The following is a 24,085-nucleotide window of genomic DNA, read 5'->3' as shown; positions in this document are numbered from 1 at the left end:
TTTCTATGAAAAAAGATATTCACCCTAAATATGAAGAAGTTACTGCGACTTGTTCTTGCGGTAATGTAATGAAAATTAAATCAACTGTTAATCATGATCTGAATTTGGATGTTTGTGGTAAATGTCATCCATTCTATACAGGTAAACAGCGTGATGTGGCTGCCGGCGGCCGTGTTGATCGCTTCAAGCAGCGATTCAATATTCCAGGCATGAAAAAATAATAATGGCTCAATGATACAAGCGAAAAGCATGCTTATAATATAGGAGTAACACTTCGCTTAATATCGGGGTGTTACTGTTATATAAAACCAAATTTGTTGAACTAAAAACAATTAAACTAAGACTATTTTTACAAAAAACTTTAGTTATTTGATCTTTAAAGAATAAGACAAATAATTAATATTCCCATGTGTCTGGATCAATACCTTTTTGGCGCATAACGATTTTTGCTGCTTCTGGAATCTCATCATCACGTTCTTTACGTAAATCATCGTCATTTGGCAACGGTTGCCCAGTGAAGGCGTGTAAAAACGCTTCACATAGCAATTCACTGTTTGTTGCATGGCGTAAATTATTAATTTGTCTACGAGTGCGCTCGTCTGTCAAAATTTTAAGTACTTTTAATGGGATAGATACTGTGATCTTTTTTACTTGCTCGCTTTTTTTACCATGTTCAGCATAAGGGCTAACATAATCACCATTCCACTCAGCCATGGGATACCTTAAGTTAAGTCAATCAATAGAAGAATTTAGTTGCTGTATAAATATAGCCTTAATTGGCAAAAATTTGTTTAATAAGTTTCTAATATTCTATCGTTTATTGTCGGGTTTAATATTGATAATTATCCCATTACTTGATTTAAACGTAAAGTATTTTGGATTTCCAGATGTATTAACACCTTCATGTCCATTGGGTTATATTTGATTATCTTTTTAATTTTTTTTAGTGAATCGATATTATGTTAGTTGAACCAATAATGTTAACCATATGTCATTGGTTAAGTGCTATATTAGCAGCGTATTATTTGATGTAAGCTAGCAACTACCAATAAAAATTTATTAAGTTTTTCAGTAGCTATTGAAGATTTAGGTAATGCGTTTCAGCTAGTAGCGGAGAGGTAACTTTTTATCATGAATGCAGTGACAGCGGGAGCAGTAAAATATCACTATCGTCAATTACATAAATTTGGTGGTAGTAGTTTGGCTGATGTGAAATGTTATCAACGAGTTGCTAATATCATGGCAAATTATAGCCAGCCAGGTGATTTAATAGTGGTATCTGCGGCAGGAACAACAACCAATCAGTTAATTGATTGGCTGAAATTAAGTCAAACAGATAGTGTTTTAGCCAATCAGGTACAGCAGGCAATTCTCCGTTATCAACAAGATCTTATAATTGGGCTATTACCTAACAAAAAAGCACAGATAGTAAAGTCGGCTTTTTTAGCTGAGCTTGATCGTTTAAGCACTTTAGTAGATAAACCAATTCATGCTGATATTTATGCAGAAATTGTTGGCCATGGAGAAATTTGGTCTGCGCGTTTGATGTCCGCGGTATTAGAAGAATTCGGTTTGGCTAGTCATTGGTTAGATGCACGGCTTTTCTTGCGTGCGGAGTTTGCAGCTCAACCTCAAGTAGATGAAACCCTATCACGCCCATTATTACAACAGCTTTTGCAACAACATGCCAATAAACGGTTGGTAGTGACGGGTTTTATTGCCCAAAGTAAACAAGGTAAAACGGTATTACTAGGGCGTAATGGTAGTGATTATTCAGCAACCCAAGTGGGGGCGTTAGCGGAGGTTAATAAAGTAACTATCTGGAGTGATGTTGCAGGTGTATACAGTGCTGATCCACGCAAAGTCAAAGATGCTTGTTTACTGCCACTATTACGCCTTGATGAAGCTAGTGAATTAGCGCGTTTAGCGGCACCAGTGCTTCATACTCGCACTTTACAGCCAATTTCAGTCACTAATATTGATTTACAACTTAGATGTAGTTATCAGCCTGAGCAGGGTTCGACAAAAATAGAGCGTGTTTTGGCATCAGGTACGGGTGTCAAAATTGTTACCAGCCATGATGATGTTTGTCTGGTCGAATTAATCATGGCAACTCAGCAAAATTTTAGCCAAATCTATAAAGATATCGATTTATTGCTAAAGCGAAATCAATTGCGGCCATTAGCGACTGGTTTACATCCAGATCGAAAATTGATCCAGTTATGTTATACCTCTGAAGTTGCTGCTAGTGCTCTAGCGCTATTAAAGGAGATGGTGGTAGTAGAAAAATTATCATTACGTGATCATTTTTCTTTAGTGGCAATTGTCGGGGCGGGCGTTGGTAAAAATCCCCTGCATAGTCATCGTTTCTATCAACAATTAAAAGATCAACCGGTTGAATTTATTTGGCATTCTGAAGAAGAAATAAGCCTGGTTGCTGTTTTGCGCGCGACTCAAACATCACATTTGGTTCAGGGATTACACCAGAGCTTATTTCGGGCGGAAAAACGTATTGGCTTGGTTCTGTTTGGTAAAGGTAATATTGGTTCTCGCTGGCTGGAATTATTTGCTACCGAGCAAAAAACGATTTCCGCTCGTAGTGATTTTGAATTTATTCTGGCAGGTGTAGTTGATAGTTGCCGTAGCTTGTTAAATTATGAGGGCATCGATCCAAGTAGAGTATTAGCTTTTTTTGATCATGAAGCCACAACCCATCAAGATGAAGCGCTTTTTCTTTGGATGCGAGATCATCCGTTTGATGATCTGGTTGTATTTGATATAACAGCCAGTGACTTATTAGCCAAAAGCTATCTTGATTTTGCGAGTTACGGTTTTCATCTAATCAGTGCTAATAAGATATCCGGTGCTCTGGCGAGCGATGACTACCGTCAGATCCGTGATGCTTTTGCAAAAACAGGTCGATACTGGCTGTATAACGCGACAGTCGGGGCGGGATTACCAATAAATTATACTGTCCGTGATTTAAAAGAGAGTGGTGATAATATCCTTTCTATTAGTGGTGTTTTTTCTGGTACCTTGTCTTGGTTATTTTTACAATTCGATGGCACGGTACCGTTTAATCAATTGGTTGAGCAAGCTTGGCAGCAAGGTTTAACCGAGCCAGATCCACGAATTGATCTTTCTGGGCAAGATGTGATGCATAAATTGATCATTTTGGCACGTGAAGCGGGCTATGAAATTGAACCTGAACAGGTACGGGTTGAGTCATTAGTTTCCGCCGAAGCTGCAGCCGGTGATCTGGATGCGTTTTTTGAAAATAGTATGGTCATTAATGAACAAATGGCACAACGTTTCCAGGCTGCTCAGGAAATGGGCATGGTGTTGCGTTATGTTGCTCGCTTTGATGCCACTAAGAAACGCGCCAAAGTCGGTGTTGAAGCTGTTCTGCCTGATCATCCATTGGCCGCCTTATTACCCGGTGATAATGTTTTTGCCTTAAAAAGTCGTTGGTATCGTGATAATCCGTTAATAATTAGGGGGCCTGGTGCTGGACGTGATGTGACGGCGGGCGCAATTCAGTCTGATCTTAATCGCTTATCACAATTGCTTTGATCGCCATAATAACAGCATAATCTCTTTGCTTCTACATGCATTGATAGTCAACAAAAGCAGAGGAGTTATTCCTCTGTTTGTTGGTAAAGTCTTTTCGATGGTTAACAATATTGGCTAGCTAGTCCTTCATTCAACAATTTCCTGAAATTGCACCCTACCTTGCACTGAAATAATCTTTATAGTGGCAATATGTCAATTATAAAATTTTATAAAGATGTCATACTTTTTGATCTAGATTTAGATTTTATGATAAAGCAGATATCCGTTATATGATCAGAGAATGTTATTATTTGGCGATTCTATTTTTAGCGTGAGAATGAGAAAAGGTAATTATCGACTGATAAAACAGTCTCAACTTAAATAATGCATAAGTAAGCTTTTAGCCAGTGAAAGTTAGGGAGTCTTAATGGATACAATATTCCGCGATGCGCAGTAATGTCAGCATGTTAGGTAAATTATTAGGTGATACAATTAAAAATGCTTTGGGTGAGGATATTTTAAATAAAGTAGAATCTATCCGTAAATTATCAAAATCTTCTCGGGCAGGAAATAAAGCATAACGTCAAGCTTTATTGAAAACATTACAAAATCTCTCTAATGATGAACTTCTTCCTGTCGCCAGGGCATTTAATCAATTTCTTAATCTAGCCAATGTCGCAGAGCAATACTATAGCATTTCTCCTCATGGTGAGGCATCTAGTAATCCTGAGGTATTAGCCAAGCTTTTTACTCGTTTAAAGGAAAAAAATTTACTAATAAGGTGATAACAAAAGCGATCAATGAATTATCAATTGAATTAGTATTAACTGCCCATCCAACAGAAATTGCGCGCCGCACTTTAATTCACAAATTGATTGAAGTGAATACCTGTCTGTCACAGTTAGATCATGATGATTTAGTGGATTATGAACGTAATAATATTATGCGATGTTTACGTCAATTAATTGCACAGTGCTGACATACCGATGAAATCCGTAAAAATCGCCCTACGCCGATTGATGAAGCTAAGTGGGGATTTACAGTAGTTGAAAACTCATTATGGGAAGGGGGTCCTGCTTTTTTACGTGAACTTAATGAACAGCTTGAAACCAGTTTGACGATTAATTTGCCTGTTGACACTAATTTGATCCGATTCACTTCCTGGATGGGGGGAGATCGTGACGGTAATTGCTTTGTTACTGCCGAAGTTACTCGAGAAGCGCTTTTACTAAGTCGTTGGAAAGCGGCTGAACTTTTTTTAGTGATATTCAAATCTTGGTCTCTGAGTTATTGATGTCAGAAGCAACGGCTGAACTTCGACGATTAGCCGGTGGTGATGATATTGATGAGCCTTATCGCCAGATTGCTAAAGGTTTACGTAGCCGTTTACGCAATACACTCGATTATCTGGATAGTTGTATTAAAGGTGAAAAGGTATTGCCACCTGAAGACTATCTTTATGATAATCAACAACTTTGTCAACCACTTTATACTTGTTATCAATCACTTATTGCCTGTGGTATGCCGATTATCGCCAATGGACAATTACTCGATACCTTACGCCGCATTCGTTGTTTTGGTTTGCAATTAGTACGGATTGATATCCGTCAGGAAAGTAGTTGCCATACTGATGCATTAGCAGAGCTACTTAATTACCTTGAGTTAGGTGATTATAAAAATTGGTCAGAGGAAGAAAAACAGACTTTTCTATTGGCTGAACTAAGTTCTAAACGGCCACTTTGGCCAAAAAATTGGCAACCTAGCGCAGAAACACAAGAAGTATTGGCTACTTGCCAGGTTATTGCCGATTCACCGACGGACGCCATTGCTGCTTATGTTATTTCCATGGCAAAAGTACCATCTGATGTATTAGCGGTAAAATTGCTGCTTAAAGAAAGTGGGTGTTCACTAAAATTACCGGTGGTGCCACTGTTTGAAACCTTAGATGATTTAAATAATGCTGAAAGCGTGATGCAAAAATTGCTCACCATCCCCTGGTATCGTGAGATTATTGATAATAAACAGATGGTCATGATCGGTTACTCCGATTCAGCCAAAGACGCTGGAGTTATGGCGGCCTCGTGGGCTCAGTATTGCGCTCAGGAAGCGCTAATTAAACTTTGTGACAAAGAAAAAGTTAAGTTAACCCTATTTCATGGTCGTGGTGGTACCATCGGTCTCGCGGCGGAGCGCCAGCGCATTCGGCACTGCTTTCGCAACCGCCTGGTAGTTTAAAAGGCGGATTAAGAGCTACTGAACAAGGGGAAATGATCCGCTTTAAATATGGTTTACCGCAAGTGACGATGAGCAGTTTATTTATTTATACTAGCGCAATATTGGAAGCTAATTTATTGACACCACCGGAACCAAAACCAGAATGGCGTGCGGCAATGGAAATATTATCTGATATCTCATGTAATATGTATCGTGATTATGTTTGCCAACAACCGGATTTTGTTCCCTATTTTCGCGCTGCCACCCCAGAGCTTGAGTTAGCTAAATTACCATTGGGTTCCAGGCCGACAAAACGTCGTCAGGATGGTGGTGTAGAAACTCTGCGAGCTATTCCCTGGATTTTTGCCTGGTCGCAAAATCGCTTAATGTTACCCGCCTGGTTAGGTGCAGGGGCGGCATTGCAGCATGTTATTGATAATGGCATGAAATCAGTTCTTGATGATATGTGGCATGACTGGCCTTTCTTTAAGACTCGTATTGCGATGTTAGAGATGGTATTTGCTAAAGCTGATTTGTGGTTAGCTGAATATTATGATCAGCGATTGGTTGAAAAACGGCTGTGGCCATTAGGCGAAGAACTACGCAAACAGCTGGCGCAAGATATTAACAGTGTACTTGCTATCTCGAAGGATAAAACATTAATGGCTGATTTACCTTGGATTGCTGAATCCATTGCTTTAAGAAATGTTTATACCGATCCTTTAAATGTCTTGCAGGCGGAATTATTGCATCGTTCTAGGCAACAGCAACAACCGGATCCCTATATTGAACAAGCGTTAATGGTGACCATTGCGGGCATTGCCGCTGGTATGCGTAATACCGGCTAAATTTTGTCAAAAACAGCCAACTAGCTGCGTTAGCAGCTAATCTTTGCTATGGAAAGTTGGGTTAGATTATTTAGCATGAAATAATCATTATGATCATGGCAATAATCATACATACCAGCAAAAGGCATTTGCTATGCCAAATATTGGAGATTATCATCAAAGGCTTATTGGTAGTGATATTTTTATAGGAAAAACAGATAGTTTCAACGATAGATTTGCGGTAAGAAAAAGCTACGATATTATAAAGAAAATGAATGATATTCGTAATACCCTATTACTACCTTGTGCAACACTGACGAGATCTGAAATTTATAATAAAAATTTTGATCATCTTTTGCCATTTTATTAAAGTCAGAATAGATGTTAAAAGTAAAATTTCTATCAATCTTGCTGAAATAGAAAAAAGTATTGATTTAAATAAACCGCGTGATTTTAAATTAGAGTCACCTGCGAGAATGATTGAAACTTTATTTTCTGAAATAGACGGTAAGAGCAATCATTTGATTGAGTTAAAAAATAATGGTTTCCTGTTGCTTAACAATAATGAAATAAATTTTTCTAAAGCAATGTATACATTTTCCTATATTTATCATCAGTTAGATGAAGATAAGCAAGCTATTTTGCAAAAAGAAATTGCTGACAAAATTTTTTAGGTAGGCATTTTAATGAAAGTCAATCTAATTTATTAGTTCAAGTGTTGAAAAATATGGTTACACCCGAATCGATACTATATTCATATAGTTTGTTTAAAGCGGCTGATAATTTTATTCAATTAAAAAAATTTTTTCATCATCATTCTGTTCTTCATTATTTTATTAAACAACAAAAAAATGACATTATTAATTACTGTATTAAACCATTAGCTGAATTTTATTTTCAAGTTGATAATAAGAAGAAAGTTATTGAAGATCTAATTGATATAGTGATAAATAGAAAAAATAAATCTTTAACCAGTCAACAGCAGCAAGATCTTTATTATACAATAGAAAATTATTTTAATATTTATCAAGCCAATTTTAGTAGCTTAAATCATAATGATTCTATTGATATATTTAAGAATGATTGGTGTCAAAAAAGCTACACTCAACATCTCCTTAAGGAGGACAGTTTATTGTCGTTAACGGCTCTAGAAAGGGTAATATATAATGTAAGAAACACATTTGCAGACTAACAGAGGAATAATTTTTTTCAATCGTTTAAAATGCCTTTCAAAAAATGATCTGCCTGGTTAGGTGGATTATTTAACTTGATACAACTCACATTTATTTCACTCCGCCAATATTATGTGTAAAATAACAGCATATGTGTAGATGCCTACCGGCAAGATACTGCTTGGCCAGAGTCATTTAATCCTTTCCAGTTAGATAATATGGTAACAATTTGTGTCTATTGAAAATTTAAGAAATATCGCCATCATCGCCCACGTTTATAATTATATGCAGACATCCTTAGTCAACTTAAGACAGATTTATATAAAATATGATTAATAAATAATTAGATAAAAAAAATTCAGACAATGAGAGTTAACTAAAGACAAGTTAAGCCACAATAAATGTGTCCATAATATATTATTTAATAAATTTGTTATTTTGAATGGACAGAGTGGAGCATTTTTGTGGGTATCTCAGATAGCTATCTAAAAAGAATGTTAGGAAAAAATCAAAGCCGAATAGTTGAAAAATCTGATAGAGACGGATTATGGGTTAGAGTATCAAAAAAAGGAACCGTTACATTTTTTTAGATATAGATACTTAGGAAAACAAGATAAAATAACTATTGGTAATTATCCTACTTTAACACTAAAAAAAAGCACGAGAAGATGTTGCTAAATGGCAGGTAATTTTAGCTAATGGTGATAATCCAAAGACAGTAAAAAACCTTATTATTAAAGAAAAAATTACTGAGTTAACTTTTGAAGAGTTATTTAGAAAGTGGTATTCAGTTATTTTTGAATCTAAAATAAGCGCACAATTAATTTTAAGATCTTTCGAGATACACGTTTTTCCTCATTTTGGTAAATATCCAATATCTGCAATAACTATTCATAATTGGATCAGTTTACTAGATAAATTATCTAAAAAATATTCAGAGATAACTAAACGTGTTTTATCTAATGCAAGAAAATGTTACTCGTGGGCTGAAAAAAGAAAGATGGTATCATGTAATCCCTTGATGGGAATTAAACAGTCTTCTGAATTACTGCGAGTATAATTACCGCCATTCATGCGTGTTTCCGCATTGAGTAATGCCAGAAAATCATCAGCATCAGACAGCGCAGCTTTTTTGATAGCTTTGGATATCCGCTCTTTGGCTAACTTATTCAACTCGACCCAGGTAAATCCCTTCATGGTTTTGACTTTAAATCCCCATGCTTCGGCTAACCGGATAGCTTCCAGTGCAAAGTTCCCCGTGTACCACATGCAGAGTACGGAGTTATCATTAACGATGGTTTCTATCGGTAGTCGAGTGAGGGAGTAAAAGTCAGTGGTGTTGTAGTGATTGTGTGCTGCGCCGTTTGATGCTTTGTTTTGGTATTGCCAGGGTGGGTCTGGGAGTATCAGGTCATACTTCACTTCATCTCCTAAACATACCAGCTTTTACTTTTATGCAAGTCGTCTATTTTTTCTAATACAGTGATTTTCTTGCCGCCATTTCCGGTTAATGTTTTACTTTCTCCATCGGTATCAAATTGATATATCAACCTCTTGTTTGTTAATTTTTTCTCCTTCAATCTAATTATTTTCATCATCTCACCATGATAAATAACCTGTATACCAGCTTTTACATGATGTAACGTTGTTCGGTATTCATGGATATTATTCATAGGATTTCTCCGGTTATTGATTACATGAATGTAAATGTTGATTAAAACATTATTATTTATAAGGTTATTTGTGATAGCATTGTTTCCGTTGTGTGTTGGTTAACAGCAACATTTTCCCTGGTGTTGGCCAGCCTTGCGCTGGTCTTTTTTTGAGTGATTCAGAAACACCAAATAGCTGTCAATTTCTAGTGAATACGTTGGCTATTAGTAAATAACGATTTCAGATTGATGCCGTATACCTGTAGCCATGATTTAGCAGGCCATGACTTAACCTGACCATAACGAATATCCGGTACTTCGGTTGCTTCCACCTGGTTCTCACGACACCATCTGCGAAGTGGAGCAAACTTATATTCTTTCCCTGTGGCATTCTTTACGGCTGTGATGGTGGCATGTTTAACACTTTCTCCTAGTCGTTCGGTAAGTTCTCTATTTTTACGCGTAGCCACACTAAGTTTGCCCATTGCAGAAGCTTCACGAGTGCGACTGATTTGTGATTTTGTCCTAATTGCTTCATCACGCTCACTGCTTATTTTTTCCACTTGCTCGGTATAGCTAATCAGAATTTTTCGTAATTGTGAGGGGTTATCTAACCAGTCTGTTGTTGGGGTGACATGGGCTAATCTTCCTGTTTTGTAATCAAGGAAGGTTTGGTTAACCATTAACCTGAATCTTGGCGCAATCTATCCTGCATACTCAATGGCTAACAACTCATGAGCAAAAGTGCCTGGTGATGAACCACCATTAACGGCATTGACCACTTTATGAGCAGAGCCTGAATTAGGGCTTTGATTGTTTTTTAATAAGTTAGCTTCTAATTCTGCAATTAATTCTTTAGACTGAATCGTAGCAAGCCATTTGGAAGGACGTTTATGTTCACCTTCACCGCTGGCTTTATGTAACGCATTCAGGTTGAAACGACCTTCTGAGTCTGTCGTGATTTCTACGCCAGCAATGATAGGGTAATGTTCATTTATTAAATTTTGCATATAGCTATCCTTCAATATTAAAATTGATGAATGGGTATTAATTAAGTGGAATAGGTTAGCTGGGTAATGACCTCTTGTTCTGTAACTATTTCTTCAATGTGTCGAGGAATACCCCCAAATAGACGATAAGTGCAGGGACTATCATGATGCCAATAACCATTATCTCTTGCCCGCTTAAATGAATATTGCCTAATTCACCACGTTTAAACCTGATTTGTGGGTCAATGACGGCATCGGTATGTGCAATGTGACCAACTACCAATTCGAAGGCGAACGCTGCACTGATAAATACTAATGTTGTGATTAATAGTTTGATGATGCTAAGTTTCATTGCTTAACCTCCGGTATAATTAGCGTCTAGAAAGGTATGTCTTCGTCTTCAAAATCAGTTTGATGAATAGCGTTACTATTTGGATGGTTAGTGGTTGGCAGATTCGGTCTACTTTGACTTTCCTGCGGTTTTCTTTCTTTCCGGTTGCCCAATATTTCAACGTCATTGACTAAAAATTCGGGGGATATCCTTTGCTGACCGGATTTGTCTGTCCATTTATTTTCCTTGTAGGAGGCAGTGACACGAACAAATGTGCCTTTTTGTGCATAATTATTGATATATTCGGCTATTTTGCTTAAATGCCTTGCAATTTATCCATGTGGTCTCATCAATCCATTGGCCTCTGTCATCTTTCCTTGATTTACTGATAGCAAGAGAGAATACGGTGATGGGAATTTTATCCTGGGTATAGCGGACTTCTAATTTTCCGATGCGTCCGGTAAAGTGACACTGATTCTGGTTTGCCATGTTGCCTCCGCTTTTTGATTAATTTTGTTGATTTCTGATTTTAATTTTTCAATAAAAATTTGAACGGCCTGTTCAATCTTGTTAACTAAATCATCATCCTTGATAATTCGAATTTTGTAGTAAGCAAGGTTGGGGGGAAGTCTGTCATCATAGCTGACAAAATCGCACCAGTTTCTGCCTGTGCACATCATTTGGCCGTGCATTTGTAACAGGTATTCGTATTTAGGTTTTCCTGTAATAATGGTTTCAATGTGGGTAGTGGTGTTGGGGCATTTAATTTCGATAAGTCCATCATCATTAACCAGGCCATCAGGACTGGCGCCAAATAGCGCAATAGTCGGGTGGGGAATAAAGCCTACTTCGGTGACCGTGACATCAAACTCATTAAGGCAATATCGTGTTCTGGCTTGAGGCTCGAGGGCAATGCCTCGTTCAATCGCCTGACTGGTTTTAATTTCTTCTCGTCGTCCGGTCAGGGTTTCACAGACTAACAGCATGAGGTAGTTTCGTTGTGTTGTCCCCTTGCCTTTGGATAACACCTTGTGTAAATTGCTGGCGGTGACTTTCCCCAGTCTTGCCTGAAACCATTCGTCCGTTTTCTGCTTCATGATGAGCCTCATTTTTCATTGCAATATTGCTGCTGTCCGTAAAGACTTATCTGCTGAGATTGCTCAGATAGATAAGCGACTCGATTTTTCAGAAAAGCGTTTTGACAGACTGGAACAAAAATTTGATCGCCTGCAATGGTTTTTATTGGCGGGTATTCTTGGTTTACTGTTTAAAGAAATCATCTCTAAATTATGGGGCGGTTAACTTTGGTTATAGGTGTTAACTTTCCTGAGCACCTATAGTTGATTGGTTGCAGGTTCAAATCCTGCACAGTCCGCCAATTTCACGATATATCTTCATCAGCTTTCGATTCTCTTTTTTAAGACGATCGTTTTCTTTTGTTAAGCACTGTATAATTTCTTTGAAAGAGCGTGTTTCCCTGTCGTCATCCTTCCATATATCAATACTGCTTAAGTATATTGAGTCGCTTAAATCACGACTGCCATTAGTCACGCCAACCAGATTTCCCATATTTGGGTGCTTTGCCGTTATAATGCGTGGATTGTCCAGTTTCATGATTTATTCTCCACTTAAAAACTCAATCATCGCCTCAGGAGCTGCTATGGCGTCTTCTTTAGTTAAGAAAATCAGTCCATTTTTTAAAAGATACTGATCATATCCGCTATTGTTCCATCTATGCCATGTTTGTAAGCTACCATCAAATTGTGGGGTATAGTATATTTCCGTCCCTTTTAACGGCTCTCGTTCAGGTGCATTTATTTCACGGTTGCCTATTTTTATAGTTTTGGGTTTTAGTCTATAGACATATTTTTCATAAAATGAATCTTCCGTCATTGGAAGCCATTCATGTTCTTTATTCAGTCTCCAGTCAAACTCTTCCCACCAATCATGTCTGTTTTTAGCTATCTCAGCAGCAGTAGCCATTAATTTAGCGTGGGGGTGTCTTTCTGTTATTTGATACATCGGGAAATCCTTATATGCATTTCGTAACATATTGTTATTATTCATAAATGAATATAGAGAATCACTTTCGTTAGCTACTTCGTAATATTTATTTAAAGTTCCCCCTTCTTGCCAAGCCTCATCAGCGTATTTAAACGTTGTAATTTTTATATGTTTTGTCATTCAAATTCCTTATTACTACTCGCTTCATTCAACCAGCATGGACGTTCATCTTTACCCAAGTAAAAATCTAAAATATCAAGTAAACGAGGATAGAATTCAAGTGCTCTTCTATCGTCCATTTCTGCGATTTCTTTTTTGCTAAATTGCCGCCATTTCTTTACCGAATGTTGCTGACATCCTGCACCCAGATATGCTCCATTTGTGATTATGATTATGATTATGATTATGATTATGATTATGATTATGATTATGATTATGATTATGATTATGATTGGATAGATTTCACCCATAATCATATATGTTTGTTCTGGCAGGTTGGCTCTAAATCCATAATGAATCTCTAGCGGTTATTCGAGAATTTATTCATCAGAATGTTAACGATTCGGAAGAAAAAAAGAACTTTCTAAAGCAGATAAAACCGCTTCCCGCTGACGCCACAAAACACATCGTGCTTGAATTATTGGGGAAGGGGTTGAATCAGATGCCGAACGCAATTCAGTGGCTAGAAACAGTGATCCATTTGGGATAAATTCATCTTCTTGACTATGCTTTTTAAATTTTATCCAGCCAATAGCAGGATCGATTTCTAACCAGAAATCTTTCCGGTCTTTGGTTGATAAAGTCAATTTGTTATTGTAAAAAGTGAGCGCGTAAATCCGTAAGGGTAATAAGTCATCCGTATTTTCACTATCGATTATTTCAGATTCTTTGTTTTGCATATTTACCTCTTTAATTTTTTAATTAACTGGAAGTTGAATATTGAGATCGATATTGTTAAATAGTTCAGATAGCGGCATAAAAAATCTATATTTTTTGCCGCTATTCAGTTCAAGTACGCTAAGCACGTCGCCATCATTTTTCTCTTCATAAAATGAACATATTGCCTGAAGGGGAAAATAAATTTTTTCTCCATTTGCATTCTTTGCGATCTTTTTCGTCATTATCAAGCATTAGCGGTTACTCCGAAATGTGATTTAGGGTTTATTCACTAAAAAACACATCATCACCAGGATATTCTGATTGATATTGTTGATGGTAGGTTACTGGGGAGTTCTTGCGTTGGTCTTTATCCTGTAGTCTGGCAAACTTTTTATCGATGATTTCAGGGGGAAATCCTTTTAATTTTTCTTCTAGTGTCTGACGAGTTTGCGCAACGAAAGGCAAGAGAATGTCGAAACTGTAAGTATCTTGTCCGTTCGTTTTTGTCTTTAGTGTTTTTTGTAGTACTAATCCAATACGCTTATTGGTAAGCTCTGGGGCTATGAGTGTATGGACATTAATCATTTTCGTTGTTAATTGACCGACATCAGCACAACCCATAATGGCGTGGATCATGTTGATACCATATTGATTTGGCGAGCCGTCTTTTTTCTTACAATAGACGTTGAGATAGTTTGCTTTCTTGCCATCATCCGCCTCAACCGAAAATTCAATCGATTCAGCGCGGCCGCTGCTGGTGACATATTTTGCTTCCTGAATCGTAACAATATAAGCGCCAGATTCCGTAATAAATCCGCTTTTACCCGCAGCCAACGCCGGTTCTGCATTGTAAGTGAATGTAATGTTATCCAAGATACTTCTCCTTTAAAACGAGATTTTCATTTTGATTCGATTGAGGGTTAGTTGAATAAAATCAATAAATTTCATGATATTTATATTGCTAGTCTTAACAGTTAGCAGTGACTCCAAAGTTTGATTTAGGTTTATTGTTAAACCGTCTAGAAGTGTACAAAGCTACTACAGGTAGACAGCAATTATCAAACGAGTCATAAACTTTAGTCGGACGAATTGATATTGCTATTTCAACACGACTCATCATTTTTCTTTTTAGTGAAAGAACAGGGCGTTTTTTGCTTGGAGTTGTTTGTTGATTCGATTGCTTAGATGGGTTTAAAGCCGCTTTCAATGCCATATTAAGCGCTTTGTTATATTTATAAGCTGCTTGCCTGGCTCTTCTACGCTCATGTCGACGACGGTATAACCATGATAGTTACACATATTACCTCCTAAATAAGTTTTAGTGGTGTGTGCCGGAGGTATCCGGTTTATATTTACAGTTATATTGGTAGTTCCCTGGTGTTGGTTTTTAACTTATCGACTGTATTTTGTACTGTTGTAGGTTGTTCGCTTTTTCAGCGTAATAGTCTTAAAGAACGGTACTGCTTAATTGTCGTAACTTGCCTTCATGTTCATACGCCTCAGGCTGGCTACTTGGCAACGTCTGGCTAGGCTTAAGATAACTCGTGGTATTGTCTTGGCGTTTTGCCTGTTGCAGTGAGTTGATGGATGTTATATAAAATAATTTAGTTTATATTGCAACTAAAAACTAAATGTATTTTTTTATGGCAATCTAAGACCGCCAGAGTGAAAGGAAGAGGGTTATAATTCGAAGTGGATACCACGAACGGTGCCAATAATTTCGCAAGAATCGGTTATGAGTATTTTGTCGTATCTGGGGTTTAATGGCATTAAATAACTATTAAGGCCATGGATAACTAATTTTTTTGCCATCATTATATTTCGTGGAGGGTGACTTAAATTATCAGATATGATAGCAGCAACTATTTTCCCATTCGTTGGTTTATCTAAAGGATCTATAGTAATTATCGCTCCTTTGGGAATGCTTGGTTCTCCATAAGGATTAACCATTGTATCATCATCTATTCTTATACAAAAAGCCTTTGGTGAGGCATTAACAAAATCAGGGATTACTTTTTCTTGGTTAGGCATTTCATACCCTCTATTTTTGGTGAAAGAAATTGCTTCTTCCCAAGTCAATAGAGGGATAAATCTAATATTACTATTCTTTATAGGAATAACTGATCCTGGATTTTTTCCGTATAATAAGTAGTTTTCTGTTGTATTAAGTGCTCTTGCTAGTTTGCTAAGAGCTTTACCTCCAGGTTCATTTAGGTCTTTTTCCCAATATCCTACTGTAACTCCTGTAACGCCTATAGCTTTTCCAAGTGTAACTTGAGTGTATTTTTTTAATTTTCTTAAATATTTGAGGCGTTGACCTAATGTTTTCACAATAGACTCCATGAATTTATAATCTAATTTATTTTAGTTTTTATTGGACTAATAAAAGTTATTTTATAGAATCTAAATAAAATTATATAAATGGAGGGAGCATGACAGTTAATCAGTTGAAGTCATATTTTGGTAAAAATAGACACATAGCCGATTTTTATGGCATTACTCTGGAGACGGTATATATGTGGCGAAAAAGAAGTGGTCAAATAATACCAAAATCTAGAGCTTTAGAAGCCGAATATAGAACTAATGGGGCATTAAAGTTCAATCCGTAATTTTATGCAAAGAATAATAAACATATTACCAAAATATAATTTTTAGTTTAAAAACCGCTCTTTAACAACCTGGCCTTCCTGAAATTGGGAGATTTTAAATTCCCTGCCCATCGGGAGGGAAAGCTATTATCTGAAACTTATGGGTTAAGTGTAGGATAAGATTGCTGCAAAGACTATCAAATCATTTCGTCTGGATAATATTTGATTTACTTCCGATATTTTAATGAGATGACATTTAATGCTGATTTGTTTCACATAACTGAATTAAAGATGGTGTAAATGTTCGATATTTTGTTGTTTTTTTTGGTGAGGATATTAACTTAATAGTAGTATTGGTATGTGTACACATTTCATCTTGGAGGTAATTAATGTCTATTTCTTTCGGTTCAGGATTCTTTGAAACAAAAATCACTTCTTATCAGATAAATAAGATGATGGATTTTAATTATAGAGGAGAAGGCTTATTTATTGAAATATGGGAAAAAATAAAAAACTTCTTTTTTTCCACAGGGAGAGATGAAGCAATTGATAATCTAAAAAAACTGTGTAATCCCCAAGCACCACTTAGTCTAAATGAAGTTGAAAGCATATTTTTTAAGCTAAAAGAATTAGCATCTACTACACATAAAAATAGATTTTGTAATTCTCATCTTTATAGCAGTAAAGATAATTACATGCACATACAAGGCGATGATGGAAATGTTATTATTGGCATAGCTGAAAAGGATGGTCAATGTTTTTATAGTGTATTAAATAAGATTTTTATTTGTAATAATGAAGGTGATATTTCATATGAGGAATATTAGTGTTATAAGGTTTCCGCAAAAACTATCAAATCATTTTGTCTGTATGAAATTTGATTTTCGGATTTTTGAGTATTTTCTTGCAGAATAGAGATAAGTATTCGATAAGCAACAGTTATCAAATGAAGGCTGAGGCTTTTTGTCTTTCAGATTGAGAGTGAGTGATACAACCGTATTAACGGTGTCATCTTGCTTGTTAAATATGGAATCAAGGATTTGCTCTGTAGAAAGGGGTTTAGGCTTCGCTTCGTATTCAGCGCGTTTTTATCCCAGAATGCCATTTGCTTTGCCAGGCGACGCGATTTAGCATTGTCTTTTTTAGATTTAAAGATAATGGTTACCATTTTGTTCCTCCTAAATAAGTTTTAGTGGTGTGTGCCGAATACTTACGGTTAATGTTCACAGTCTGTTTATTCTCTGGTATAGAAACGAGATTTGACTGTTTTGTTATATTCACACACCCCAAAACTCACTTGGTGGTGATGCTCTAACGCTTATAAAGAGCGAATGACTTAGTTACTGATGACTTCACTTGCCTTCATGTTCATATGCCTCAGGCTGGCTACTTAGTAACGTCTGGCAAGGTTTCAGATAACTCGTGGTATTGTCTGGCGTTTGCCTGTTGCAGTGAGTTGATGGATATCAATTTAAGTTATCTTAATAATAAAGTCAGGGTTTAATTAAAGATAACTTAAATTATAAGGTAAAATTTTTTAATATGAATTTATAATATGATGATTTTAATAGAATTATTTTTCAGTGGTTAAAAAAGGAATTGTTAAAACAAATAGGAAGTGTAAACCTACGGAGATTAATAGGCTATGTGATGTGATATGTTGAAGGGGGGGATTAATGGGATAGTAGCGAGAGGGCAATAAAACCCTCTAGATGAGGGTTATTTTCTATTTGATAAATTATACAGCTGAAGTATCAATAAACATAAATGCATAAATGAGGTTACAGCCATGATTGCAGCTATTGATGGTAATGGTAATTCTTTAAAATTCGATATTAGAATTATACCCGCAAAAAACAATATTCCCAGCTCTACAAAGGTAAGAACATAGAGTGTTATTATTGGTAACATGTATCCGTATTGCTGCAATTTAATGAAGTATGCCTAATAGAAATGTGAGTCCAACTATAAGTACCGCAATAAGCGCACTTGAATAAGAAGAATTAACTGTGGCACCAAGAACATCCCTGTGTAGGGAGAAAGATAGATTAGGTGTTAATGAATATTTAAACCAACAAAAAATTGGGAATGTAATTAAGTATGGGATTGAAAATAGAATTATAGCTGATGCTATTTTTATCAACTTATTCATTAAATATCTCCCACTATGATATAATTTATACAACTATAATTCACATCCTATATTTCTAAAAGACTTAAGTATAGATGGTTTAAGTCTAATGTACGTAGCTAAAATTTCTGCGGCAATGTCAGCGTTAGAAATTTTCTTCTTTATTTTAGCGCCAATGTGACCTTTACCATCTAAGTAATAAGTCATTATTTAAGGTAGTATTCATAACAAATTTACCATTTTTTGATGTTAAATTTTTATCAATATCTAATGTCAAAAAATTTTTTGCTGTCGGGGGAGCGCAATTTAGCTGGCTATTATCTGAGTTTAAATTTGATATGTTAGAGACTTTGGTCAAATTCCATTGTGAATTATTATTCATTGTTATATTAGTTGTTGCTGTATTTTCTTTTAATGAACCACCAGAAACTTGAGTACCATTAGTTAATGTTAACTGTAATTCTGAATTACCTTTTGCATTTATAAGGTTTATATCTTGATTTGTATTTTCCTGCTTAACATTGTTTAGAATAACATTACTTATATTACCTTCATTCTCCCCCATGATATCAACAACTGCATTTTTTGCGTTAATAGTTTATTTTCTTATATTAATATAACTTGAACCATCTAAAGAAATTAAATTTCCATTTTTAGCACTTAACTTACTATTTTCAATGAAAATATTCGTTCCATGACCATGAATGATATTACTGTTGTTTCCTGTTGATATTATTTTTCCATTATTTATTTTTTATATTATATTCTGCTTTCTGATTATAATTTTTTGCTCCTACAATTGTATTTGAATCATCACCAGATATCTCTATATCTACTTTGTTAATAAAAATTCGTGATTCTTTACGTTCACTAGAGATGGCGGCAGAGTCATCTTTATTTGATTTTATGGTAGCTAATCCACTAACATTTATAATTGATTTTTCCTTTGATTTTAATCCATTAGATTTTTTCCCGTTGAGTGTAATATTAATATTGTTAAAATATATTTTATTTTATTCTGGTTTATTAATATTATCTGCATGCACTGCATTTGATTCAGAGCCGTTAGTTATTTTAATATTTTTTGTTGATATTAAATTTCCTCCTCTTTGAACGAAAATACCATCAGACTCATCCCCATTTACTTCAATTACTGAGTTTCCATTAAGATTAATACTTGTTTTTTCATTGCCCAGTGCATTAGATTGAATCACGCTTGTTTTTTTGATTTTGATTTTGATTTTGATTTTATATTTTCATCATCATTTAAGTTAATAATAGCTCTTTGAATTGCATTAACCGTGTATTTAGACGTTGAATCTATATTTGTTTTTCCTGTTATATTAATAGTTCCTTCTTGATTAGCAACAATAGATGTTCCATTATTTGAATTTATACTTAAATTTCCATTTATATCAACTTTACTATTTTTTGTTGACTCTAATGCAGATTTTTTTGAGACATTTTTTATAGAAACATTTCCATTGGATTTTAGAGTAGAGCCTTCATCTATTTTTATCCATCCTGATGATGAATTAGTGATTATATCAATATTATTTTCAATATTAGTATTAACTTTTGTATTATTATCGTTTTTATTAATTGTGATAGCAGCTTCTGCATTGGTAGAACTATTTGATATATAAACTTTATTATAGGTTATGGTTATTTTTGTTTTTGATTGACTTTGAGATTCAATGGGTTGATTGGTTTCTGTTGAATTTATTTTTAATAGCATATGAAATTTATCCTAAAGACTGTATCTTATTATTGTTAAAGCTATATTTACTTAAATAATAAATTTACTTAACATAGTATTTGAAAATATTTTAACAATAAGGAATATTTTTATTTTTTCAAGTTAACTTTTTATAATTAATTTATTGATTATGCTTTTTTATAAAAATATTCATATAAATTATGAAAGTAAAAAATTAATATATTATGCTAATGGTTAAATTAATAAAATATTATTTCAACTAATGATTGTATTTTAAATATTAACTCTTATTACTATATTTATTATTATAAATTGGAATGGATAAAATATAATTTTTTATTTTAAAAAAGAAATGATATTTTTTGACGTTATAAAATAATTAAACTGGATTTATTAAAAATTAATAAATTTATTTTTTTAAAATATATTATGATAAACTTTCTCATAATGAAGATTGAATAATTATCTTTGATAGTAATAAGTCATTTTTCTTGGATTATTACCAGAAGAATTTTGTTTAGTTTATAATTAAAAATAGAATTTTTAATTATTAAATCTAAAAATTAGTTTTCTCTAACATAGAAAAATCCCTCTATAAAAGAGGGCAACAAAGACAGGGATGGTGTCTATGGCAAGGAAAAACTTCAATGATTACTTGCTACTTATTACTAGGCTTGTTACGAAATATTTAATATCTTGCTCGAGATAGCTGTTTTTGATGTTGTTTCTCCAGTATCATTTTTTGCTCGTGCGTTAATAATTTGTAAAATTGGTTGTATATGCGAGCTATTTCAACTTGTTGTTCAACAATGTCTTGTGCCAGTTTTTCTGCTGTTACGCGAAAAGCAACATCATCAAAAATATCTGCTGTCATCAAATTATGTAAAATTTCACGTTCTTGTCGCGAAACTCTATTTTTAAAGCTTTGTTGTCGTTGTGAAGCCATCAAGTCACGCATTTGCTGGCGTTGTCTTTCGCTTAATGTAATACCTTTCATTAAGGGAATAAATATATCATAGGGATTGCATAGTCTATCTCTTGTTATGTTACGCTTAGAAGTATGGCTATCATATTTTACAGCCTGTATTTTTTCGGCAGATTGTGATGTTGCTATACTGACATCTGCTGCTTCGGCTAAAGCCGCTGTTGAGCCAACAATAAATAGCGATGATGTAAAAGTTATCATTGCCCAGTGACGCATTAATAATTTACTCCCGCCCTCTTTGAATAAAAATGTTAATATTATACTAACTATATCCGTGTGGTTGAAAACTAGCGTCAGAGCGTGTAAAAGAACGTAAAGTCATGGCATCGCGGCGATTCTTGTCGTATTTTGCTCTTGGAGGATATGACCAATGCATAAAATCTTACTTGTTGATGATGACCGCGAACTGACTTCGCTGTTAAAAGAATTACTTGAAATGGAAGGCTTTAGTGTGATCATCGCCTATGATGGCGAGCAAGCATTAACGCTTCTCGATTCAACAATTGATCTATTGTTACTTGATATCATGATGCCTAAGAAAAATGGTATTGATACATTAAAAGAGATACGTAGACAATATCAAATTCCGGTGATTATGTTAACCGCTCGTGGCAGTGATTTGGATCGTGTTCTTGGTTTGGAATTAGGTGCAGATGATTATTTACCTAAACCATTTAATGATCGTGAATTAGTTGCACGTATACGAGCCTTACTGAGACGTTCAAATTGGAGTGAGCAAAGTCAGGATAATCTTAATTCGTCAATTTGTCAGGTAGATGGTTTACAGTTAAACCCAGGACGACAAGAAGCGAGTTTTAATGGCAAGGTGCTCGATCTTACTGGAACAGAATTCACTTTACTTTATTTATTAGCACAACATCTTGGTCAGGTTGTTTCTCGTGAACATCTTAGCCAAGAGGTTTTAGGGAAACGTTTAACCCCGTTCGATCGTGCTATTGACATGCATATCTCAAATTTGCGGCGTAAATTACCTGAGCGGACAGATGGATTGCCTTGGTTTAAAACCTTACGTGGACGAGGGTATTTGATGGTTTCAGCAACATGATAAATAGTTTGACAGCCAGGATATTTGCCATTTTTTGGTTTACGCTGGCTTTAGTATTGATGTTGGTATTGATGGTACCAAAGCTTGATTCAAGGCAAATTACACCGCTGTTGGAAAGCGAGTACCGTCAAGGTCTTATGTTAGAACAGCACATAGAAGCTGAGTTAGCTGGCGACCCAATTAATGATCTTATGTGGTGGCGCCGGCTTTCTAACGCCATTCAAAAGTGGGCTCCGCCAGATCAGCATCTTATCATGGTAACCTGTGAAGGACGGGTTATTGGCGCTATGCCCAATGAAATGCAGGTAATTCGTAATTTTATTGGGCAATCAGATAATGCTGATCAGCCGAAAAAGAAAAAATATGGTCGAGTCGAAATGTTAGGGCCATTTTCTATTCGTGATGGGGAAGATCATTACCAACTTTATTTGGTTCGTCCAGCCAGTAGTCCACAATCTGATTTTATTAGCTTGCTTTTTGATAGGCCTTTTTTGTTGTTAGTTGCAACAATGCTAATTAGTGCTCCCTTGTTATTATGGTTAGCATGGAGTTTAGCAAAACCTGCCAGAAAATTGAAAATGGCAGCAGATGATGTTGCTAATGGTAATTTACGTCAACACCCTGAATTGGAATCTGGTCCGCAGGAGTTTTTGGCGGTAGGAAACAGCTTTAATCAGATGATTAGTGCGCTAGAAGGAATGGTTAGTGCGCAACAACGGATGATTTCTGATATTTCCCATGAGTTACGCACCCCGTTAACACGTCTTCAATTAGCGACCGCATTATTACGCCGCCGACATGGGGAGAGCAAAGAATTAGAACGGATTGAAACTGAAACATTGCGCCTTGATGGCATGATTAATGATTTGTTGGTACTGTCTCATAGCCAACATAAGAATGAAATATTGAGACAAAATATTAAAGTTACCGATCTTTGGAATGATATTTTGGACAATGCCACGTTTGAAGCTGAACAGATGAATAAAACACTTAATGTAACGGCTTCTCCTGGTACTTGGACAATTTATTGTAACCCTCCAGCATTGGGTAGCGCGTTAGAAAATATTGTTCGTAATGCCTTACGTTATTCCCATAATCGTATTGAAGTTGCATTTAAAGAAGAAAATCAAGGTATTTTGATCACGGTGGATGATGATGGCCCAGGCGTATCAAAGGAAGATCGGGAAAAAATCTTTCGACCATTTTATCGAACTGATGAAGCGCGAGATAGGCAATCAGGCGGCACAGGTTTAGGGCTAGCTATTGTCGAAACAGCGGTTTTTCACCATAAAGGGTGGGTAAAAGCTTCTGATAGCCCATTAGGCGGACTAAGATTGCAATTATGGTTACTGCTTCATGGACGTTAATTGCTTTAACTAAAAAGTTTTCTCATCACTTTAATTGATGTTTTCATCGATATTGGTTTTATAAGTATTGGTAGGTTTTATTTAGTGACTTAAATTGATTATTTATTTGAAAAAAACGACATAATGCTACGAAAAATTCATGAAAAATAAGAAGAAAATTTATTAAAATAATTTAACCTATATATGGATTTGTAATTGACAATTCTATAAATATTTTAATAATAGATAAATTCCTTATATATTGTGAAATAACAAACCATTTTGTAACATAAACATTAATTCTGTTACTAAGACTTAAAAAATTTTTGGTTGATAGTGTTTATACAAATTGAAACTCAATAAATTATGATTTAATAAATCAGCGTTATAAAAATTTTTTGAATTTCATGAATATAGTTTGGTGAGTTTAAATTGTAGTAGTGTCTAGTTTTGTATGAATTAATGTTTTAGAAACTTTTACAATGATTGTCTTCAGATTAATTTTTATTGAAATTGATATAATAGTTGTGAGTAAAATTTTAGAAGAAGAAAGCTAGTATGCTGAATCAAATATTAGTTTAGAGTAGATCCTGCAGCTCATTGTCGATATGGATAGAGATTAAGTTTGT

Annotated in this window: 32 protein-coding genes and 2 pseudogenes; 12 read left to right on the top strand and 22 right to left on the bottom strand. The window is 35.2% G+C overall.

Going from position 1 to position 24,085, the window contains the following annotated elements; genetic code table 11:
* Positions 1–5: 5 nt before the first annotated feature.
* Positions 6–221, top strand: a complete 216-nt coding sequence (rpmE, locus tag AC01GB_RS06750) for a 50S ribosomal protein L31 (RefSeq protein ID WP_032116035.1) — start codon at positions 6–8, stop codon at positions 219–221.
* 175 nt (positions 222–396) lie between these two features.
* On the opposite strand, the gene metJ is transcribed toward rpmE, so the two are convergent.
* A complete protein-coding gene (metJ, locus tag AC01GB_RS06745) occupies positions 397–714 on the bottom strand; it encodes a met regulon transcriptional regulator MetJ (RefSeq protein ID WP_180816830.1) in 318 nt (105 codons plus the stop codon).
* Positions 715–1,131: 417 nt separating this feature from the next.
* Between metJ and AC01GB_RS06740 the strand changes: the two genes are divergently transcribed.
* From AC01GB_RS06740 to AC01GB_RS06715, 6 genes and pseudogenes are all read left to right on the top strand, one after another.
* On the top strand, positions 1,132–3,573 hold the full coding sequence (locus AC01GB_RS06740) for a bifunctional aspartate kinase/homoserine dehydrogenase II (RefSeq protein WP_474451172.1): 2,442 nt from the start codon (positions 1,132–1,134) through the stop codon (positions 3,571–3,573).
* Between the two features lie 425 nt (positions 3,574–3,998).
* Positions 3,999–6,614: pseudogene (gene ppc, locus AC01GB_RS06735) on the top strand (phosphoenolpyruvate carboxylase).
* A 133-nt stretch (positions 6,615–6,747) separates the two neighbouring features.
* Positions 6,748–6,963 (top strand): hypothetical protein, encoded by a 216-nt coding sequence (locus tag AC01GB_RS06730; protein ID WP_474451171.1) that lies wholly within the window; start codon positions 6,748–6,750, stop codon positions 6,961–6,963.
* Positions 6,938–7,267 (top strand): hypothetical protein, encoded by a 330-nt coding sequence (locus AC01GB_RS06725; RefSeq protein ID WP_474451170.1) that lies wholly within the window; start codon positions 6,938–6,940, stop codon positions 7,265–7,267. Before AC01GB_RS06730 ends, AC01GB_RS06725 begins: the two co-directional genes overlap by 26 nt.
* 53 nt (positions 7,268–7,320) lie before the next feature.
* Positions 7,321–7,785, top strand: coding sequence for a hypothetical protein (locus AC01GB_RS06720; protein ID WP_474451169.1), 465 nt, complete (start codon positions 7,321–7,323; stop codon positions 7,783–7,785).
* Positions 7,786–8,453: 668 nt separating this feature from the next.
* Positions 8,454–8,825 carry a phage integrase central domain-containing protein gene (locus AC01GB_RS06715; RefSeq protein ID WP_474452340.1) on the top strand — a complete coding sequence of 124 codons (372 nt, stop codon included), beginning with the start codon at positions 8,454–8,456 and terminating at the stop codon, positions 8,823–8,825.
* Here AC01GB_RS06715 and AC01GB_RS06710 read toward each other — a convergent pair.
* From AC01GB_RS06710 to AC01GB_RS06680, 7 genes and pseudogenes are all read right to left on the bottom strand, one after another.
* Positions 8,741–9,187 carry an MT-A70 family methyltransferase gene (locus tag AC01GB_RS06710; RefSeq protein ID WP_474451168.1) on the bottom strand — a complete coding sequence of 149 codons (447 nt, stop codon included), beginning with the start codon at positions 9,185–9,187 and terminating at the stop codon, positions 8,741–8,743. The genes AC01GB_RS06715 and AC01GB_RS06710 overlap by 85 nt on opposite strands.
* A gap of 8 nt (positions 9,188–9,195) precedes the next feature.
* Positions 9,196–9,438: a hypothetical protein gene (locus AC01GB_RS06705; protein ID WP_474451167.1), complete on the bottom strand. Its 243-nt coding sequence runs from the start codon at positions 9,436–9,438 to the stop codon at positions 9,196–9,198.
* 605 nt (positions 9,439–10,043) lie between these two features.
* Positions 10,044–10,427, bottom strand: a pseudogene (locus tag AC01GB_RS06700) (KilA-N domain-containing protein); the annotation flags it as partial.
* An 85-nt stretch (positions 10,428–10,512) separates the two neighbouring features.
* Complete coding sequence (locus AC01GB_RS06695; RefSeq protein WP_474451166.1) at positions 10,513–10,758, bottom strand: hypothetical protein; 246 nt, start codon at positions 10,756–10,758, stop codon at positions 10,513–10,515.
* Positions 10,759–10,784: 26 nt separating this feature from the next.
* Positions 10,785–11,036: a single-stranded DNA-binding protein gene (locus AC01GB_RS06690; protein WP_474452339.1), complete on the bottom strand. Its 252-nt coding sequence runs from the start codon at positions 11,034–11,036 to the stop codon at positions 10,785–10,787.
* Positions 11,029–11,226, bottom strand: coding sequence for a single-stranded DNA-binding protein (locus AC01GB_RS06685; protein WP_474451165.1), 198 nt, complete (start codon positions 11,224–11,226; stop codon positions 11,029–11,031). The genes AC01GB_RS06690 and AC01GB_RS06685 overlap by 8 nt, the downstream gene beginning before the upstream one ends.
* Entirely contained in the window at positions 11,178–11,834 is a 657-nt protein-coding gene (locus tag AC01GB_RS06680; RefSeq protein ID WP_474451163.1) for a lambda exonuclease family protein, read from the bottom strand. The genes AC01GB_RS06685 and AC01GB_RS06680 overlap by 49 nt, the downstream gene beginning before the upstream one ends.
* On the opposite strand from AC01GB_RS06680, the gene AC01GB_RS06675 reads away from it, so the two are divergent.
* Positions 11,833–12,039 (top strand): hypothetical protein, encoded by a 207-nt coding sequence (locus tag AC01GB_RS06675; RefSeq protein ID WP_474451161.1) that lies wholly within the window; start codon positions 11,833–11,835, stop codon positions 12,037–12,039. The two genes, AC01GB_RS06680 and AC01GB_RS06675, sit on opposite strands and share 2 nt — an antisense overlap.
* Positions 12,040–12,093: 54 nt before the next feature.
* Here the strand turns inward: AC01GB_RS06675 and AC01GB_RS06670 are convergent, their stop codons facing one another.
* The 8 genes from AC01GB_RS06670 to AC01GB_RS06635 form a co-directional block, all read right to left on the bottom strand.
* Complete coding sequence (locus AC01GB_RS06670; protein WP_474451159.1) at positions 12,094–12,351, bottom strand: hypothetical protein; 258 nt, start codon at positions 12,349–12,351, stop codon at positions 12,094–12,096.
* Positions 12,352–12,354: 3 nt separating this feature from the next.
* Entirely contained in the window at positions 12,355–12,921 is a 567-nt protein-coding gene (locus AC01GB_RS06665; protein ID WP_474451157.1) for a hypothetical protein, read from the bottom strand.
* On the bottom strand, positions 12,918–13,040 hold the full coding sequence (locus AC01GB_RS06660; RefSeq protein ID WP_474451155.1) for a hypothetical protein: 123 nt from the start codon (positions 13,038–13,040) through the stop codon (positions 12,918–12,920). The genes AC01GB_RS06665 and AC01GB_RS06660 overlap by 4 nt, the downstream gene beginning before the upstream one ends.
* A gap of 255 nt (positions 13,041–13,295) precedes the next feature.
* Positions 13,296–13,640 carry a hypothetical protein gene (locus AC01GB_RS06655; RefSeq protein ID WP_474451153.1) on the bottom strand — a complete coding sequence of 115 codons (345 nt, stop codon included), beginning with the start codon at positions 13,638–13,640 and terminating at the stop codon, positions 13,296–13,298.
* Positions 13,641–13,658: 18 nt separating this feature from the next.
* Complete coding sequence (locus AC01GB_RS06650) at positions 13,659–13,862, bottom strand: hypothetical protein (protein ID WP_474451151.1); 204 nt, start codon at positions 13,860–13,862, stop codon at positions 13,659–13,661.
* A 40-nt stretch (positions 13,863–13,902) separates the two neighbouring features.
* Positions 13,903–14,493: a DUF669 domain-containing protein gene (locus tag AC01GB_RS06645; protein WP_474450813.1), complete on the bottom strand. Its 591-nt coding sequence runs from the start codon at positions 14,491–14,493 to the stop codon at positions 13,903–13,905.
* Positions 14,494–14,587: 94 nt separating this feature from the next.
* Positions 14,588–14,833: a hypothetical protein gene (locus AC01GB_RS06640; protein WP_474450812.1), complete on the bottom strand. Its 246-nt coding sequence runs from the start codon at positions 14,831–14,833 to the stop codon at positions 14,588–14,590.
* Positions 14,834–15,300: 467 nt separating this feature from the next.
* Positions 15,301–15,951 (bottom strand): LexA family protein, encoded by a 651-nt coding sequence (locus AC01GB_RS06635; protein WP_474451149.1) that lies wholly within the window; start codon positions 15,949–15,951, stop codon positions 15,301–15,303.
* A gap of 101 nt (positions 15,952–16,052) precedes the next feature.
* Between AC01GB_RS06635 and AC01GB_RS06630 the strand changes: the two genes are divergently transcribed.
* Positions 16,053–16,229, top strand: coding sequence for a Cro/CI family transcriptional regulator (locus AC01GB_RS06630; RefSeq protein WP_474451148.1), 177 nt, complete (start codon positions 16,053–16,055; stop codon positions 16,227–16,229).
* A 368-nt stretch (positions 16,230–16,597) separates the two neighbouring features.
* The gene (locus AC01GB_RS06625; RefSeq protein WP_474451146.1) at positions 16,598–17,035 is read left to right on the top strand and encodes a hypothetical protein; all 438 of its coding nucleotides are present in this window, start codon (positions 16,598–16,600) and stop codon (positions 17,033–17,035) included.
* 892 nt (positions 17,036–17,927) lie between these two features.
* On the opposite strand, the gene AC01GB_RS06620 is transcribed toward AC01GB_RS06625, so the two are convergent.
* From AC01GB_RS06620 to AC01GB_RS06595, 6 genes are all read right to left on the bottom strand, one after another.
* Positions 17,928–18,137 (bottom strand): hypothetical protein, encoded by a 210-nt coding sequence (locus AC01GB_RS06620; RefSeq protein WP_474451144.1) that lies wholly within the window; start codon positions 18,135–18,137, stop codon positions 17,928–17,930.
* Between the two features lies 1 nt (position 18,138).
* Positions 18,139–18,360, bottom strand: a complete 222-nt coding sequence (locus AC01GB_RS06615; RefSeq protein WP_474451142.1) for a hypothetical protein — start codon at positions 18,358–18,360, stop codon at positions 18,139–18,141.
* A 163-nt stretch (positions 18,361–18,523) separates the two neighbouring features.
* Positions 18,524–18,904 (bottom strand): hypothetical protein, encoded by a 381-nt coding sequence (locus AC01GB_RS06610; protein WP_474451140.1) that lies wholly within the window; start codon positions 18,902–18,904, stop codon positions 18,524–18,526.
* A 448-nt stretch (positions 18,905–19,352) separates the two neighbouring features.
* Entirely contained in the window at positions 19,353–19,553 is a 201-nt protein-coding gene (locus AC01GB_RS06605) for a hypothetical protein (protein ID WP_474451138.1), read from the bottom strand.
* On the bottom strand, positions 19,550–20,077 hold the full coding sequence (locus AC01GB_RS06600; protein ID WP_474451137.1) for a hypothetical protein: 528 nt from the start codon (positions 20,075–20,077) through the stop codon (positions 19,550–19,552). The genes AC01GB_RS06605 and AC01GB_RS06600 overlap by 4 nt, the downstream gene beginning before the upstream one ends.
* A 670-nt stretch (positions 20,078–20,747) precedes the next feature.
* Positions 20,748–21,260: a Spy/CpxP family protein refolding chaperone gene (locus AC01GB_RS06595; protein WP_474451136.1), complete on the bottom strand. Its 513-nt coding sequence runs from the start codon at positions 21,258–21,260 to the stop codon at positions 20,748–20,750.
* Positions 21,261–21,414: 154 nt separating this feature from the next.
* Here AC01GB_RS06595 and cpxR point away from each other — a divergent pair, with 154 nt between their 5' ends.
* Together cpxR and cpxA are read left to right on the top strand one after the other, a co-directional pair.
* Positions 21,415–22,110 (top strand): envelope stress response regulator transcription factor CpxR, encoded by a 696-nt coding sequence (gene cpxR / locus AC01GB_RS06590; RefSeq protein ID WP_032115780.1) that lies wholly within the window; start codon positions 21,415–21,417, stop codon positions 22,108–22,110.
* A complete protein-coding gene (gene cpxA, locus AC01GB_RS06585) occupies positions 22,107–23,477 on the top strand; it encodes an envelope stress sensor histidine kinase CpxA (protein ID WP_474451135.1) in 1,371 nt (456 codons plus the stop codon). Before cpxR ends, cpxA begins: the two co-directional genes overlap by 4 nt.
* Positions 23,478–24,085 lie beyond the last annotated feature (608 nt).

Source organism: Candidatus Arsenophonus phytopathogenicus (genome assembly GCF_056113345.1).
This window is presented reverse-complemented; position numbering and strand designations above follow the sequence as displayed.